The 16,964-nt window shown below is 38.0% G+C and carries 9 protein-coding genes and 1 pseudogene; 3 read left to right on the forward strand and 7 right to left on the reverse strand.

The annotated features are described in order from the left end of the window. Nucleotides 1-369: 369 nt before the first annotated feature. From F6K06_RS16825 to ftsH2, 6 genes are all read right to left on the reverse strand, one after another. Nucleotides 370-4,764 carry a CBS domain-containing protein gene (locus F6K06_RS16825; RefSeq protein WP_124154845.1) on the reverse strand — a complete coding sequence of 1,465 codons (4,395 nt, stop codon included), beginning with the start codon at nucleotides 4,762-4,764 and terminating at the stop codon, nucleotides 370-372. A 1,275-nt stretch (nucleotides 4,765-6,039) separates the two neighbouring features. Next, nucleotides 6,040-6,294, reverse strand: a complete 255-nt coding sequence (locus tag F6K06_RS16830; protein WP_124145833.1) for a hypothetical protein — start codon at nucleotides 6,292-6,294, stop codon at nucleotides 6,040-6,042. 63 nt (nucleotides 6,295-6,357) lie between these two features. Beyond that, nucleotides 6,358-6,477, reverse strand: a complete 120-nt coding sequence (locus F6K06_RS34025; protein WP_353734854.1) for an ATP-binding protein — start codon at nucleotides 6,475-6,477, stop codon at nucleotides 6,358-6,360. Nucleotides 6,478-6,761: 284 nt separating this feature from the next. Continuing rightward, complete coding sequence (locus tag F6K06_RS16835; RefSeq protein WP_287287326.1) at nucleotides 6,762-6,893, reverse strand: hypothetical protein; 132 nt, start codon at nucleotides 6,891-6,893, stop codon at nucleotides 6,762-6,764. A 389-nt stretch (nucleotides 6,894-7,282) separates the two neighbouring features. Further along, entirely contained in the window at nucleotides 7,283-8,593 is a 1,311-nt protein-coding gene (locus tag F6K06_RS16840) for an aminopeptidase P N-terminal domain-containing protein (protein ID WP_124154846.1), read from the reverse strand. A gap of 553 nt (nucleotides 8,594-9,146) precedes the next feature. Beyond that, a complete protein-coding gene (gene ftsH2 / locus F6K06_RS16845; protein WP_124145831.1) occupies nucleotides 9,147-11,033 on the reverse strand; it encodes an ATP-dependent zinc metalloprotease FtsH2 in 1,887 nt (628 codons plus the stop codon). Nucleotides 11,034-12,273: 1,240 nt separating this feature from the next. Between ftsH2 and F6K06_RS16850 the strand changes: the two genes are divergently transcribed. Together F6K06_RS16850 and F6K06_RS16855 are read left to right on the forward strand one after the other, a co-directional pair. Further along, nucleotides 12,274-13,365 carry a ParM/StbA family protein gene (locus F6K06_RS16850; protein ID WP_124145830.1) on the forward strand — a complete coding sequence of 364 codons (1,092 nt, stop codon included), beginning with the start codon at nucleotides 12,274-12,276 and terminating at the stop codon, nucleotides 13,363-13,365. Nucleotides 13,366-13,712: 347 nt separating this feature from the next. Continuing rightward, entirely contained in the window at nucleotides 13,713-14,294 is a 582-nt protein-coding gene (locus F6K06_RS16855; protein WP_240039052.1) for a hypothetical protein, read from the forward strand. A 554-nt stretch (nucleotides 14,295-14,848) separates the two neighbouring features. Here the strand turns inward: F6K06_RS16855 and F6K06_RS16860 are convergent. Continuing rightward, complete coding sequence (locus F6K06_RS16860; RefSeq protein ID WP_287240492.1) at nucleotides 14,849-15,433, reverse strand: PAP/fibrillin family protein; 585 nt, start codon at nucleotides 15,431-15,433, stop codon at nucleotides 14,849-14,851. Nucleotides 15,434-16,019: 586 nt separating this feature from the next. On the opposite strand from F6K06_RS16860, the pseudogene F6K06_RS16865 reads away from it, so the two are divergent. Continuing rightward, a pseudogene (locus tag F6K06_RS16865) lies at nucleotides 16,020-16,964 on the forward strand (hypothetical protein); the annotation flags it as partial.

The following is a 16,964-nucleotide window of genomic DNA, read 5'->3' on the forward strand; positions in this document are numbered from 1 at the left end:
ACTAAAAGTTGGCATCCCCGTCGGCGATCACTCTCAATTATTTCTATTTTTCAGTGATTAAATTCACTGGAGACAGAGGAACATTGCCAGATATGATTAGCGTAATTATTACACTAACTATTTTGCTCTTTGTCCAAAGTCCAATAATTAAATATAAAACGGTCTAATATGTAGTTGTTTCGATTTCTTCTATGATTCATTTCCTCAATAATTACCATTACCCAGATTTGATATAATTAACCTGTCCCGATAATAGCGCAATAGAACTCTGTTCCGCTTACGCGACCAAAAACCTTATTCCTTTAAACCTTTCTTTCCCTTCTGCCTTCCTTCCTCCAAAGTGTAAGTATTCAACCGAACATGACATAACTACTGACTCGTGAATTTATCTAGAAGTATATCAATACTCTCTAATACCTGCTGAAACTGTTGGGCTAAAATTAAAGCTTTGGTAGATAAAACTTCCATATCGGCAGTTTCACTTCGTAGATCCTGATGTAGAGAGGCAGCAGACTTGTAGAGGGTATTTGCTCCAATATTACCTGCTGATCCTTTGAGGGAGTGAACCAAATATAACGCCTGCTTCAAATCTCCGCAGTTTAGTGCTGCTAGGATTTCAGTGTCATACTTTTTTTGAGAAGCTTGAAAGAGTCTCAGAATGTCGAGATAATCACTCCACTTACCACCCGTAAACTCTAAACCCAAATTGACATTCAGACCAGGTAGAGATAATTGAGCAGTCTCTGGAATATCAGTCTTTTCTAGGAGAAGACTAGGGATATTGTTCGTGGGTACAGAGGAACTGTTAGTTGGAATAATCCACTTCAGGAGAGTCTCATATAACTCTTGAGGGTTAACAGGTTTGGATAGATGATAATTCATCCCTGCTGCCGAACTTTTAGTTTTATCTATATCCATAGCATTAGCTGTCATAGCAATAATCGGCACTGTGGCAAACCATTCTGTTCCACTGTTGTCCTCCTTTGCCAGAGAACGGATACGGCGAGTGGCCTCTAGTCCATCCATTTCCGGCATCCGAATATCCATCAAGATTAGGTCGTAAATCTGCTCCATAACTTTAGCGATCGCTTCTTTTCCATTGGTTGCGCAATCTACTTTCAACCCTACTTTTTGCAGCAATTCTTGGGCGATTTGTTGGTTCACTGCATTGTCTTCTACCAGTAGAATATCAGCCCCCTGAATTGCTTCAAATTCTACCAAGTAGGACAATTGACTTTCTCTAGAATCAGTGAATACCGGATAATCAGAATCATCATCAGGCTCCCAGAGGTAGCCCAGTTCTAGTTCAAAGTAGAATATACTGCCTTTACCGAGTTCGCTCTCAACACCAATAGTTCCGCTCATGATGTTGACAAGACCTTTGCAAATTGCCAATCCGAGTCCTGTACCACCGTACTTACGACTGGTAAAAGCATCCACCTGGCTAAAGGGCTGAAATAATTTTTCCATCTGAGAAGGACTAATACCAATTCCTGTATCTTGCACCTGAAATTTCAGGCAAACAGTTTCCTGGCTATAAGTGAGTAGTTCAACTCCAATAGTAACACTACCTGTTTCGGTGAACTTGACAGCATTGCTCGCTAGATTCATCAACACTTGAGTTAAGCGCAGTGAGTCTCCAATCAAATACTGGGGAATCTCATCCCCAACCTGGAATAATAGTTCTAACCCTTTTTCAGCAGCTTTGAGAGCAAGAATATTTTTGATGTGATTGAGAATTTCATCTAATTCAAGTGGGATAGATTCCAGTTCCAGTTTTCCGACTTCGATTTTGGAAAAGTCCAGAATATCGTTGATGATTTCCAATAACGATCGGGCGGAACTCTGGATTTTGGTGAGATAGTCTTGCTGGTAGTGAGTAAGATCGGTTTGTAAAGCCAAGTGAGTGAGTCCCAGAATACCATTCATCGGAGTACGAATTTCGTGACTCATCAGGGCTAAAAATTCGCTCTTGGCATGATTAGCATATTCGGCAGTTTCTTTTGCTTCTCGCAACTGCTGTTCAGCTAATTTGTGATCTGTGATATCCTGTACCGTACCTATGAGATGCGTTACTTTGCCGGAGATATCCCGCATAGGTCTGCCACGATTCGAGGTATAAACCAAAGAGCCATCTGGTTGATAGATACGATATTCGATTTTGTAGGGTTGAGCAGTTGCTATGGTAGTCTGAACTGCACGGTCTATACTCTCGCGGTCTTCAGGATGAACAAGCTCTAGGAAATTTTCATAAGTTAGAGTTTTCACTTCTGGGGACTGTCCAAAAATACGGAAAGTTTCGTCAGACCAAGCAACTATACCCGTTGTTATATTGAATTCCCAACTCCCCAGTTTACCTATTTTTTGTGCTGCTTTTAAATGAGTTTCACTTTTGCGTAGGGTTTCTTCAACTTGTTTACGACAGCTAATATCAGTAATTGTGCCAACATAACCGATTTTCTGCCCCTCTGTATCCCATTCTGCCACTGCTTGTGCATACACCCACTTCACAGTGCCGTCAGGATGTTGCAAGCGATATTCCATTTGGCCAGAATGCTTGCCTTGGATAAATTGCTTCCAGGCGGTAGTAACCATAACTTGATCGTCAGGGTGTAGACCCTGTTGCCATCCAGATCCAGTTGCTGCCTCTACAGAGATTCCAGCAATCTGACTCCAGCGATCGTTAACATAGGTACAGTTCCCTATCATATCAGTACGAAAAATTCCCACTGGAACAGTCGCAGCTAATGTTGAGTAACGAGTTTCGATCTTATTCAAGGCAGATTCTGCTCGTTGTCGTTCTTCCAGTTCAACCTTTATTTGTTCATAGGATTTTCCCTGTTGGATAGCAATGGCAATGTGAACAGATAATCGTTGCAGTAAGTCGATCCCATCTTTTTCCCAGATATAGGCACGATCATGGCTGGCAAGAATCAGACCCCATAGTTCCTTTTCTACTATAATTGGTACAACCAGGGTAGCACGAAAACCGAAACTTACAAGGATTTCTTGACTATCTGAACTTATATCTGATTCGTATACGTCATTTACTACCCGAATCTGACCATGGCGATACTGCTCCATCCATTCAGGTGTCACCCATATCTGGGCAAATTCTGCATCCAATAGCGATCGCTCACCTTCAGCAATTGACTTAGCAACCACAGTATCAGAAGACTGAGGATAGAATTGGTAAACCATTGCCTGATGGCAGTGCAACAGCGAGGGAATCTCTCGTACTGCTGTATCAAGAATTTTCTGCAAATCCAGCGACGACTTAATCTGGTCTGCTACAGTCATCATTAATTTTTCGCGTTCTGCCTTGGCTTTGAGAGCATTAGTTCTTGCTTCCACCAAGCTTTCTAGTTCAACAGTCCGACTTTCCAGTAGTTTGATTCGCTCTGCCTCTAAACGCACTACCCGTTGTTCCAAAACTTCCATCAATTTCCTAACTTCCCAAGGATTGATAGCTTGCAAGAAACTGCTCTGTGTCACAATGCCTATAAGCTCTCCTTGTTCTCCTTTCACCACTAACTGACGGATGTTGTGCTCTTCCATAATCTGTTGCACAGTCCAAAGTGACGCTTCTGGTTTAACTGTCAGCAGCGGTTTACTCATCACTGCCTCTGCTATGGAATTTTCTAGATTTAGACCCAATGCCTGAAATCTAACCAGGTCTCGCTCACTCAGCATCCCCACCGGATTTTGCAGTGATTCTGTACCAGGTTCCACAATCACGATTGAACTAATATGGCGATCGCTCATCAGTTGGGCAATTCTCCACAGAGATGTCTTCGGTGTGGCACAAATCACCTTACGGTTCATTACTTCGCGCACCAGACGTAGTCGTAGCAGGTCAGTTGGTTGGCAAATTTGTCGCAAACTATCGTGGGTAATTAATCCAACCAGATGCTCGTGCTCATCTAGAATTGGCAAGTGACGAATCTGATGCTGCTGAAGCAGGTTAATTACAGAAAACAAATCGGTAAAATCATACTCAGGTAGGGTAATGACAGAAGGTGTCATAATCTGACTCATTACCAAGCGATCGAGAGGTTGTTGCTGGGCACTTAAGCAGACTACATCCCGCTCAGTCATAATACCTACGACCCGCCCATCCTCAACTACTAACGCGCAGCTTGACCTTGCTCCTTGATGACGATCTTTTTTTGACCTATCTGCTTTTTTGGCATCACTGGTAAGCGATCGCTGGTTATTCATTAAGGTAATGGCATCTCTAACTGTTGTATCTGGATTAACAACTACAGGATTCCTAATGATTGCCGATTTCAGTTCTAGCTGAGTAAGTACCGTGGTGCGAACAGAAACTTGACTAATACAGGCGTATAACGAGGTAGCTGTAATATCTCCTTTGACCAGATAATCTGCTGCTCCTAGCTTCATTGCTCGTACTGCAACCCGCTCATCGCTCAATCCAGTTAGCACAATTACGGGTAATTGAGCTTTAGGGTAGTGAGTGGCAATTGCTTCTAAGAACTCCAATCCATCTCCATCCGGTTGATTTACATCAACCAAGGCTATATTTGGTTGCTCCGAGTGCCACATTTCTATTCCTTCTTCTACAGTTTCCGCTTCTATTATGTGGTAAGTCCGGTCTGGATATGATTGAAGATAACGAATGTAGGTGAGGCGATCGACCTCAGAATCATCTAGGAGTAAAATAGTTATTGTCGGCAATAAAGCTTCAGGTGTGCTAACATTGATGTCACCATGGGGAATTTTGCTATAGATTGATTTAGGCATCTTTGTGCTTCTTTGAGGAAGTAGTCAGTATGAGTGATAACAATGCGAGTGATGGTAGGGTATTCAACCTATCAGGCCACCATTATTAATGGTTAAGCTTACTACAGCTAGATATACTAATATCATGTTCGGACGGGTCAGTTATAATAAAATTTAAGGACTCCGGGTACCGACAGTACCAAAGAAATACTGAAATTATCAATGCTTTTCTCCAATATTTTCTATGTATTCCTCCTTTCTTCCCTCCTGACTCCTGACTCCTGACTCCTGAGGACTCACAACAGTTATTTATAAGTATTCAACCGAACATGATATAAATATTTAGATTGGCAAGTTAATCAAGTAAACTTCTTGATTCTATCGATCTCCTATATTTTCAAAATAGTTAACAAGTCTTTGTTACTGTATTCATCACCCTAAAATATATTGTAGATTATAGTTTAATAGTGATAATCACGCAATACTAGGGATAAAATAAATAAATAGTTACTGTACTAGCACGGCAAATATTCTAATAGACATCTCCAGAAAAGAGGGAGTAGGGAGTAGGGGGAAAGAATTGATAATTTCTTTGTGATAATTGATTTTATTTTTTATGATCACCAGATGTCTAATATTAATAAGCCGATCTAAATCTAAAATATCTGGCGGTGTTTCTCCTTTTGTTCAATAGAAATAGGGGCTAACAAGAATGTATAGATGCTTGATAAATTCTTAATAAAAAGGTGAAAAAAGAATGCGATAAATATAGCAAAGCTATGCTGCTAAATTAATTATTTTAATATCTATATTTACTAAAACAATATATTTGATATTTCCTGACTATTGAACTACTGACTATTAAAAATACCTTAAGTTTTTGTGGTAAACATTTATCAAAATGGTATTATATTACGTATTTATAAGTAGTAAAGCTAAATTAATTGTATATTATATCGTGTTCGGATAATCACTTATAATAAAGTTTTGGTTTGTAGTTTTGCTCTAGCCCTTACAATACTTAGAAAGCATCTATAAAATAAATCTTAATGGATACTAGAAGGCTACTTATTGTTGGTTTACAGCTTTCACTGCTGAACTATTAGATGAACCTATCCCACTAATAAGACTTTTGCTAAAAACTCTAAATATGTTGATATTTAAAAACGAAAAATAAAGCTTTTCAAACACATTTTACTTAAACAAATAAACTTGTTAAAAATAGTGGGATAGCTTCATTTAACTATAAAGGATGCGCTTAACCCAAACTACATATTGTTGATGATTCTTGATAACTTAAATTACTTCTCTTCCATCAGTTCCTGGCAGATTTAAATCTATTAAAATCAGTGTAGGACGAGGAGCTACTTCAGGAGAATATTCTCCTGTCTGGAAAACAAAATCTAATGCGTTATCTCCATCTACACAGTGATATATAGGATACTCAAAACCTTGTTTCCTCAGAAGTCGGATTAATTTAGTGTAATCTTCCTCACTATCTTCAACTATTAGCAAAGATAATTTTTTTTGTTTATTTAGTAATTCACTCATTGATGATTAATTCTCTGATAATTTGAGATAGAATGTTGTTCCTTCTCCATAATTAGACTCCAGTCAAATTTTACCACCATGACGCTCAATGATTTTTTTGACTATTGTTAAACCCACCCCTGTACTGCCACCAAACTTATCTTTCCCATGTAATCGTTTAAAAAGTTTAAAAATTGTCTCTATATGCTTTTATCGAATACCTATACCATTATCTTTGATAGATATCATACAGGCAGATTATTCAGTTTTTTTATAACCAATTTCTACAGTTTTATGAGTTTTTTTATTATATTTAACAGCATTATTAATTAAATTGCTAAATACTTCTTCCATGATAATTTTGTCACCATAAATTATCGGTAAATTTGGCGTTGCTGAGTGGTAATGATTTTGAGATTAACTTTGGGCGCAAAACATCAGTTTTTCAATTTTACCTTCAGCTAATAGACATCTCCAAGAATCAAAAATCAATATCTATATCCCAAAGAAATTATCAATTCTTTCCCCTCTAGGGAGGGGGAGGGGCGAGGGGTGGGTTCCCTACAGCAAAGCTGCCTACTCCCTACTCCCGATGCGTGGAGTAGATGTCTAATTATCATTACTTTGAGATTTTTTCCTATTTTTTGAAGTTCTCCTTCTGCATAAATTATTGCTCCCGTTGCCCCTACTATTGTTAATAATTTTTCTCCAAATCAAATATAGTGTATAATTTGGTGATTATTGCTGATTTAACTACTATAATTAGTGCCATTGCCTAAGTAGTGGATATGTCTGCACCCTACCGTTGAAATGCTATATAAGTTATTGATGCTGAATAATTCTAGTTAATTCACTATTTTTTCATTAGACATCTCCAATAATAAAAAATCAAATTAATTCTCGTACATAAATCATTAATTATTTCCGCCTACTCTGTAGGGAGATTGCATGCAACCTCCCTACTACTCCCTCTTTTCTGGAGATGTCTATTAAGTAAAAGAAGAAAAATTTAATTTTCTAATTCCTCAACTAATTTCGGAACTCCTGCAGTTAATACTTCATTTCCTTCTGCAGTGACTAAAACATCATCCTCAATTCTAACTCCAATTCCACGCCAACGGTCATATACTTCCGGTTGACCTTCAACTGATTTAATATTCGGTCCGATATAAATACCAGGTTCCACAGTTAAAACTTGCCCTGGTTGTAAATTTTGTGGATTTTCTCCCCACTGATAAACACCCACATCATGTACATCTAAACCTAACCAATGTCCGGTTCTGTGCATATATAAATGCTTATATTTTTCCTTTTCAATTATTTCATCAATATTACCTTTTAATAATTTTAAATCAATCAAACCTTCCACTAATACTCGTACTGCTGTATCATGAAATTGTTTATAAGGATTTCCTGGTTTTACTTCAGAAATTGCTGCTTGTTGCGCTCTTAAAACCAACTCATAAATAACCTTTTGTTCCGGTGTAAACTTTCCACTTATAGGAAAAGTCCGAGTAATATCAGAATTATAATAATTGTAAGCAGCTCCAGCATCAATTAACAACAAATCATTTTCTTGCATTTGCCGATTATTTTCTATGTAATGAAGAATGCAAGAATTAGCACCAGAAGCAACAATAGAAGGATAAGCAGGAGTCGCTCCATGACGAGAAAAAATATACTCCATTTCCGCTTGAATTTGATATTCAAACTGCCCCACTTGAGCAAACTTCATCGCATGGTTATGAGCATCAACAGCAATATCAGCAGCTTTCCGCATTTGTTCTAATTCCGCAGTGCTTTTAAGCAGACGCATCGGATGTAAAACCGTACCCGCATCTTGAATGGCGATCGGACCAGTACCAGTTTTCGGATGGACCCGCATCAAATTTTGCCAATGCCGAAGAATTGTTTCATTGAAATGGCGATCGCGTCCTAAACGATAATATATTTTATCGGCACCCTTCAAATATTCAGGTAACTTTTTATTCAGTTCATTAATAGAAAAAGCTGCATCAGCACCATACTTTTCCTTAGCAATTTCCACTCCAGCACGATAACCAGTCCAAGTTTCTTTTGCTTGGTCTTTTGGTTGCACAAACAAAACAAATTTATGCTTTTCATGGTGTGGTGCAATAACAGCTACAGCTTCTGGTTCATTAAAACCAGTTAAATAAAAAAAATCGCTATCTTGACGATAAGCATATTCTACATCATTGTGCATGACAGCCATTGGCGCACTTCTAAATATAGCCGTACCATTGCCAATTTTTGTCATTAATTGTTTGCGTCTTTGTTTATATTCTGTTGAAATTGTCATATTTTTCAGAAGTAATATTTATGTATTTTGAAAATACCCACAATAAAAGTTTTAGGGAACAGGGAACAGGGAACAGGGAACAGGGAAAAATTTATCAGAAAAAACATTCTTATATCAAGTCTCATTAATTAGCCATAATAAATTAGCCATCTTCAGTCATCTAAAGATGACTTCTGCTATGCAGCCCAGAAATTTATTTCTTGGCGGATGACATGACTTGCAAACCTCGCCAAAGATTTCAATCCTTGGCTAATAGTTTAAGTCATCTTAAGATGACTCTTGAGGAGTATGCCATCTTTTTATATAGTGGTTAAGTCAGTGCAACTTGATATTACTTCTAGATAACTAAATCCTTCTTCCTTCTTCCCGCTATATTAAAAGAACCAAAAATTAAGTACAAAAACTACTTAACTTTCAGTTCTTTTTTAAGACACTATATTTCACGCTTCAACTATTAGTAAATTAGGTAATGTATCATCATAAACCTACTAAATTAACTGAAGTGTAAAACCTCAATTACGCTGATAGCTGATAGCTGAAGTGCTTCTTGAAATTACATGATTGGAACAAAACGTTCTTTTTCTGGAACATTAGTGTACTCAGACACAATTTGTCGGAACTCATCACCATCAATAGTTTCTTTCTCAACGAGCAAATCAACTAAACGATCTATGACGACCCGGTTCTCACGCATTATATTACAAGCGTGCTCATAACAATGCTCAACAATAGTACGAACTTGATCATCAATACGAGAAGCAATCTCATCAGAATATTCTGAACGAGTCATTAAGTCGCGACCCAAAAACACCTCACTTTGTTGAGTCTCCAAAGACATCGGACCAAGATCAGACATACCATAACGAGTCACCATTTGACGTGCCATCCCTGTAACCTGTTGTAAGTCATTACCAGCACCAGTTGTCACCTCAGCATCACCAAAAATAACCTTCTCAGCAGCACGACCACCAAGAGCACCAGTAATACGAGCCAAAATTTGTGACCTAGAGATTAAACCTTGGTCTTCACTAGGCATAAACCAGGTGAGGCCACGAGCTTGACCACGGGGAATCAAAGTGACTTTTTGCACTGGGTCATGATCTTTGATCAAAGTACCAACGATGGCATGACCAACCTCGTGATAACCAATTAACCGCTTGCTCTTACCATCCATAAGTGGAGTTCCCTCCATACCTGCGACCACCCGGTCTACAGCATCATCAATTTCCGGCATAGTAATTGCTTCTTTACGACGACGAGCAGTGAGAATTGCAGCTTCATTCAGTAAGTTGGCCAAATCTGCACCTGTAAAACCAGGAGTACGACGAGCGATCGCATCTAGAGATACTTCTTCACTGAGCTTCTTGTTGCGAGCGTGAACTTCCAGAATTGACAAACGACCTTTAATGTCTGGAGCATCAACAGTAACTTGACGGTCAAACCTGCCTGGACGTAATAATGCAGAATCTAATACATCAGGGCGGTTAGTAGCAGCAATAATAATGATACCAGTGTTGCCCTCAAAACCATCCATTTCTGTCAACAACTGGTTAAGAGTTTGTTCCCTTTCATCATTACCACCACCGATACCAGCACCACGTTGTCTACCCACCGCATCAATTTCATCAATAAAGATAATACAGGGAGCGTTTTCCTTAGCTTTTTTGAATAAGTCGCGAACGCGGGAAGCACCCACACCCACAAACATTTCCACAAATTCCGAACCAGAAATACTGAAAAATGGAACACCAGCTTCACCAGCGATCGCCTTGGCCAACAAAGTTTTACCAGTTCCCGGAGGGCCAACTAACAGCACACCTTTAGGAATTCGCGCTCCCACTGCAGTGAATCGTTCTGGTTTTTTGAGGAAAGTCACAACTTCTTGTAATTCTTCTTTGGCCTCATCAACTCCAGCCACATCATCAAATAGTACACCTGTCTTCGCCTCCATGGAGAAGCGGGCCTTAGACTTACCAAAATTCATTGCTTGTCCAGGGCCACCAGGAACATTACTGGAGCGACGGAAGAGGAAAAATAGACCGACAATTAATAAAACTGGGAAAACCAAATTTCCTAATAATCCCCATATTGCCCCTTCATTGCGTGGGGGATGAGTGTCAAAACTAATATTTGCTTCTCGTAGACGAGAAATTAGGTCTGGGGAATTAGCTGGTAAATCTACTCTTAATCGTTGGACCCGATTATCTAGTTCTGGATCTACTGCTTCAACGATAGCTGTACGGCCACCTTCATAAAGGTCTACACTTGTCACTCGGTCTGCTTGTAAGTAGTCCAAGAATCGACCATAGCTCATCCGGGTACTAGCGGTATTGCTACCCATGTTTGCTACTGTCGGGGAAAATGCTCCTTGCCAAATGAAAAAACCTATGACTAGAGCTGGTAAGCTCCAAAGTACAATTGTTCTCCAAGAAATTTTCATAAATTATTGGCCTCTTTTAGTAAAATTGAATTGAAATAGTTGGTGTAAAAAATTACACTTTTGATATTTTTGCCCACCTGACTTGATTGAAGGCGGAGAGTCCCAAATATAACTATTTGGCTCCCTGTTGCCTCTTCTAGAGGAGCTTTCCTAGGGAATACTCGGCAAACGCTAACAATGTACCTACCATTCTTTGGGGTCAACCATTTCAGGTTTAAAGGTTTGCTCCACAGGTAAGCCAGGGCAGTTTTGGGGGTCTCCCCCATCAGCTACTGGAACTAACACCGTTAGTCCAGTGGCCAAGAAATACTCATAATCTTAACTAAATGTAACTTAACAATAGACATTAGGGCAACTACTTGGACTTCCAGAACAAATCTCCTGGCATTGACACAAACAAATTAGGGGAGTAGAAATTCCTTTAGAGTTATCCCCGATGGAAGCAATCTTAGGCTAGGGTTAGCAACATATATATTTAGAAGAGAATATTTAATTTCTAAGGCTTTGATGAGAAAATAAGTGAAGGGTATGATCAAGAATATTAAGAAGGAAGTATTAATTTAAGGTTAAATCTCTAAATTAATATCTAAATTAATATTAAGTCATTTTGTCAGAAGTAGGGAATTACTCTAGTTCCCTAGATGTTTCACTTGCCAGTGAAGTGAGGCACGGTCAAAAAATCAACTTTTTTCCTCTTCCTTTTCCTTTATATGTGCTAAACATTTTTAACTTAAGATGCTAAGTTTGTGGAAAGTTATTTTAATTAACTTAGAAATTCTTATAATAATTCCTGAAAAGTTTCATTAACCTGTTCAATTAATGGAGCTTCGTGAAACTATGCTTTAATAATAATTTTGATCAGACTAATATCTAATATTATATTTAGTTAGCTATATGTCCTCGACTCAAAAGAACAGGTTTGACCAAAAACCTATCTGGGGGAATTCTGAAAATCTCCACTTTTCGATCACTCGGTTGAAAATAATCCCTTGTTAAAACAAGTGTGAAATAGAGGAATGTCTCACGCCTGATATGGTAATCTCCTCGTATTGCAGAAGTGAAGATGTAAAAGTATAGACTGTGTATTCTCCAGTTGACTGAAACTTCTGAAAGTACTTTACTTCTAAATTCTATGTTAATTTTATTCGCTTAATACCGTAGGTCTTAATTCATTTATAACTTAGGATTTTTAACAACGGTAGTGTTTTGATTTAAAAATTTAGTGAGGTAATACAACCTAATGGTTATTAAACAGCCAGCAGCAGCAATGCTGACCCAGAAACCACCTAGTGTCCATAAAAAAACAATCCTGAGTGTGGACTTAGGACGGACAGCTAGTAAAGCTTGTGTTAGTCGGACTCCAAATGGTGTAGTTTTCATTCCAGCTAATGTCAAACAATTAAGTTTAGAACAAGTAAGATCGGGTAATTTTGAGTCTAAACCTACAGACCCACTATTAGATATGTGGCTGGAATATCAAGGCTCTGGATACGCTGTAGGTCAATTGGCTGCTGATTTTGGGGCCAATCTATTCGGTGATGAACGCTCTTTTGCCAAGTCCAAAGTCGAAGATGCTCTCATTAAAATTTTGGCCTGTGCTGGTTATTTTCAGCTCAAAGGCGAATTTTCAGTTGTGATGGGTTTACCATTTTATTCCCAAGAGCAATTTGAAAAGGAAAAGGAACAGATTGTTAGTCAATTACAATGTCCTCATAAAATGTCTTATCGAGGTAGCGAACCTACCGAAATTAGAATTAATAAGGTTTGGATCATGCCAGAGGGGTATGGTAGTTTGCTATGGTGTGAAGCTAACAACGGCAAGGAATTTCAGCCAGAGTTACCTAAACTATCTCTTGCTATTGTTGATATTGGCCATCAGACTACAGACTTTTTAATGGTAGACCGTTTTCGGTTTGCTAGAGCTGCTTCTAAGAGTGAACCTTTTGCCATGAGCCAATTTTATGAAGATGTGGCTTCTAAGATTGAGGGATCAGATGCTCAGTCTTTATATTTGCTAGAAGCAGTCCATAAACCAGAAGGCCAGCGTTCCTACCGTCCCAGAGGAGCGACAAAACCTATTAATCTTGATGGCGTTGTGCCTGAGTTGCGTAAAGTTTTTGCAGCTAAACTCTGTGACCGTTTGATTAAGTGGCTACCAGAAAGGGTGACAGATGTTGTTATGACTGGCGGTGGTGCAGAATTTTTCCAGGAAGATTTGGAAAGGTTATTACAAGAGGCAGGTCTCAATGCTCATTTAGCTCAACCACCTAGAGAAGCAAATGCTCTGGGACAATATATTTATGGAGAGGCTCAACTAGCAATATCTAGATAAGTTTTAACATCACAAAGATATTTGAGGTTGTACAATCCAGGACTGTTTCATTCTAAACTGTGCCATTTTATGTATTGAGGAAACCAGGTTATTTACAGCTTTAGGAAATTTATCTTTCGCTGTCTAAAAATCAATGAATTTATTGTCAAAATCTAGAATGAAATGAACCTGTGTACAATCATAGCAATTTTAGATAACCTCAGGTGCTAAAATCTAGTTTATATATAATTGAGTCTCGCACTGAGTTCCTGTGTAGTTTTTTCTAGGTCTGGAAGTAAAAAATAACGGGGCACAGTAGAAAATTTATTTTCTCTTTCCCCGTGTTAAGTTAACAAAAATATTACCTGATGCTTTGGGAAAAAAATCAGAAAAAAGAAGTCTTTTTTACCGAAGAGGCAGCAGATAAGCAATTATTGGTAGCTATAGAAAAAGAGTTAAATTCTCAAAAATATCGAACTTTTAGCAATCTTTGTAAACAAGCTCTGTGGCAATTTTTGGATGTATCTTCATCATCGACAGAATTAGCTAAATCTGCGTCTAATTTACAAAGGCTAGAGCACAGAATTTATGAGAAGCTTACCAAACATTTTTCTGAGTTAGAAACAAAATTGGTTTCTGATGAATTGAATACATCTAATAATACAGTTCAATCTAATGAAAATGAGTTAAAAAAACACTTGAATCAATTGCATCAACAGTTGACTCAAATCCAATTAAATTTAGATGCTAAATTCATCGAAGTTATGGAGAGTTTTAAGACAGAGTTGTCACAGATAGAAATACCTATTACTAAATCAGCCCAAGAAGAGTCAGAAGAATTAACTCCTACTAATACTAAACCAACAGAAGAAGATTTATCTGTTCAACAATCTACAACTGATGCAGATCCTTTATTGCAGCGCTTAAGTTCTCTGTTAGAAGAGTTCTAATTAATTATGCTTCAATATATCTTTAATTCACAAAAATAATGCCCACCAATTTGAGTGAGTAATGGCAAAATAGTCAAGGCAAAGAAGTAGAGAAGCAAGAAAAAAAAGAAACTAATTTACATAGATTAAGTACCAAATAAGATTGGAGAAACTCTCGAACTGCATAGTTTGCCAATTTCCTGTTCATAGCATTCTTTTTGATGATTAGTATTAATATAGTCTTCTATATTCTTCGGAAATTAGTTATCGTATGATCAGCGGAAGACCGAGTCAAGAAAAAGCAAGGATTAGAGTGGGAATTATCTGGGGATATTCCGGAATTCTATGTCTGCATTGAATGGCAGTAGAAAGTGCGATAACTGTATAACAGGATTTCATATAAGAGGCAGACAAATAAATTTGGAGACCATCTTACGAATGCTTTTATTTTTGACATAAGGTATAGTGGATTTCATCATTAAAAATGATCGAGAAATTATAAATAAAGTAAAAATAATTTTTAGATATTTGAACTGTATTCCTCATCATTCACAAAAATTAGTTAGTATATTACCTTAAACTTTAGTTAGTACAAATACATTGCCTTGATTGCCTCTTCCAATGCGTAAATTTTCATCTAAATATGTAATATCTAACCATCCCTTTTGTTCTCGGTTTTGTATCTTAAAATCAACAGCAGTAAATTTTTTTCCTGATTCTATTTCAGCAATTAATCTATTAGGTGATTGATAACCTATTAAACTTTGTAAACCTAAAATTGAACGATTAAATTTAACATTTACTCGCTTTTCGGAAACAGCTTCAAACTGAGCAACAACACTAACTATTCCTTCTAATAAAGGCAAACCAGATACTTCAGCAATATTATAGATTGCCGTATCTTGGACTCGGATACATTGATAAATCTCCCCTAGTTTCAGGAAAGGAAAACTATCAATGCGTAGTAATTCTTGACTGGTAGTATAAAGTAATCGCCAATTGCCATTTAATAGTTCTTTTGCTTCAAAGGGACAAGGGTTTGGATTGTAATCTTCTACTTGAGCGATCGCTGCTAGAATTACTTGTTGGTCATATTTGCTTGCTAGTAAACCACGATTTTTGCCTGTAAGTGTCTCTATTAATCTGGACTTATAAATCATAATTTTTGTTTATTGTCAATCTGCGTTGATTCTAAGCTGACAATTTTCATTTATTTGTCATTTATTTGCAGAAGAAGAAAATTTCAAAAACATTCTTCGGGTATCCGGGTCTTAAGCAATTTTAACGATATCCTTAACAGTAGCAAAAAATTTGGATCGGCTTACTACTTGAGATTAATTTTACTTTGTTTGAATGAATCTAAAAATTTTATATTTTATATTATTTTTTGGTGCCAAATTATCCATCTTGTTCTTTTTCAACCTCTGAAATTCTCTTTTCCCTGATGGATTCCCATCTTACAAGAGGTGCAAATAAGGTTTGATAGAGATTATCACCCCTATCGACAGCATTGTAACCTACTGTAGGGGAGAATGGCCATTCGCCCCTACTACTGACTACTTCTTTAAGATTTGATCCAAGTAAATTCATCTAATCTGTTAAACAAGGACAGGAAAAACATTTATATATATTATTTGCTGGCAAATTTAAAACAAAATCCCCTAAAATCCAAGAGACTGGATAGAGGAGATGAGTAAATCTAAAGATATTAGGATAGACTTACTAAAATTCCTTGACTGAGGATATATGGAAGAAAAACAACAAACAAACAGTCCATCACAACCTGTAGTGCCACAACCAACTACGGTACAGGAAACAGTAAATCCACAACCTGTAGTGCCACAACCAACTACGGTACAGGAAACAGTAAATCCACAACCTGTAGTGCCACAACCAACTACGGTACAGGAAACAGTAAATTCACAACCTGTAGTGCCACAACCCGCTACGGTACAGGAAACAGTAAATCCACAACCAGTAGTTCCACAACCAACTACGGTACAGGAGACAGTAAATTCACAACCTGTAGTGCCACAACCAACTACGGTACAGGAGACAGTAAATCCACAACCAGTAGTTCCACAACCAACTACGGTACAGGAAACAGTAAATCCACAACCAGTAGTTCCACAACCAACTACGGTACAGGAAACCGTAAATCCACAACCTGTAGTGCCACAACCCGCTACGGTACAGGAAATACCTGTAGTGTCACAACCAACTACGGTACAGGAAACAGTAAATCCACAACCAGTAGTTCCACAACCAACTACGGTACAGGAGACCGTAAATCCACAACCAGTAGTTCCACAACCAACTACGGTACAGGAAACAGTAAATCCACAACCAGTAGTTCCACAACCAACTACGGTACAGGAAACAGTAAATCCACAACCAGTAGTTGTGTCACCAAGTATGGTACAGGAGACAGTAAATCCACAACCAGTAGTTCCACAACCAACTACGGTACAGGAGACCGTAAATCCACAACCAGTAGTTCCACAACCAACTACGGTACAGGAGACCGTAAATCCACAACCAGTAGTTCCACAACCAACTACGGTACAGGAAACAGTAAATCCACAACCAGTAGTTCCACAACCAACTACGGTACAGGAGACCGTAAATCCACAACCAGTAGTTCCACAACCAACTACGGTACAGGAAACAGTAAATCCACAACCAGTAGTT

The organism is Okeania sp. SIO1H4 (assembly GCF_010672695.1).
GTDB lineage: Bacteria > Cyanobacteriota > Cyanobacteriia > Cyanobacteriales > Microcoleaceae > Okeania > Okeania hirsuta.

Coding starts and splice junctions, on each gene's coding strand:
- F6K06_RS16835 (WP_287287326.1), bottom strand. CDS start 6,893: ATGATAATTAGACATCTACTCCACGCATCGGGAGTAGGGAGTAGGCAG.
- ftsH2 (WP_124145831.1), bottom strand. CDS start 11,033: ATGAAAATTTCTTGGAGAACAATTGTACTTTGGAGCTTACCAGCTCTA.
- F6K06_RS16855 (WP_240039052.1), top strand. CDS start 13,713: ATGCTTTGGGAAAAAAATCAGAAAAAAGAAGTCTTTTTTACCGAAGAG.
- F6K06_RS16840 (WP_124154846.1), bottom strand. CDS start 8,593: ATGACAATTTCAACAGAATATAAACAAAGACGCAAACAATTAATGACA.
- F6K06_RS16850 (WP_124145830.1), top strand. CDS start 12,274: ATGGTTATTAAACAGCCAGCAGCAGCAATGCTGACCCAGAAACCACCT.
- F6K06_RS16830 (WP_124145833.1), bottom strand. CDS start 6,294: ATGAGTGAATTACTAAATAAACAAAAAAAATTATCTTTGCTAATAGTT.
- F6K06_RS16825 (WP_124154845.1), bottom strand. CDS start 4,764: ATGCCTAAATCAATCTATAGCAAAATTCCCCATGGTGACATCAATGTT.
- F6K06_RS16860 (WP_287240492.1), bottom strand. CDS start 15,433: ATGATTTATAAGTCCAGATTAATAGAGACACTTACAGGCAAAAATCGT.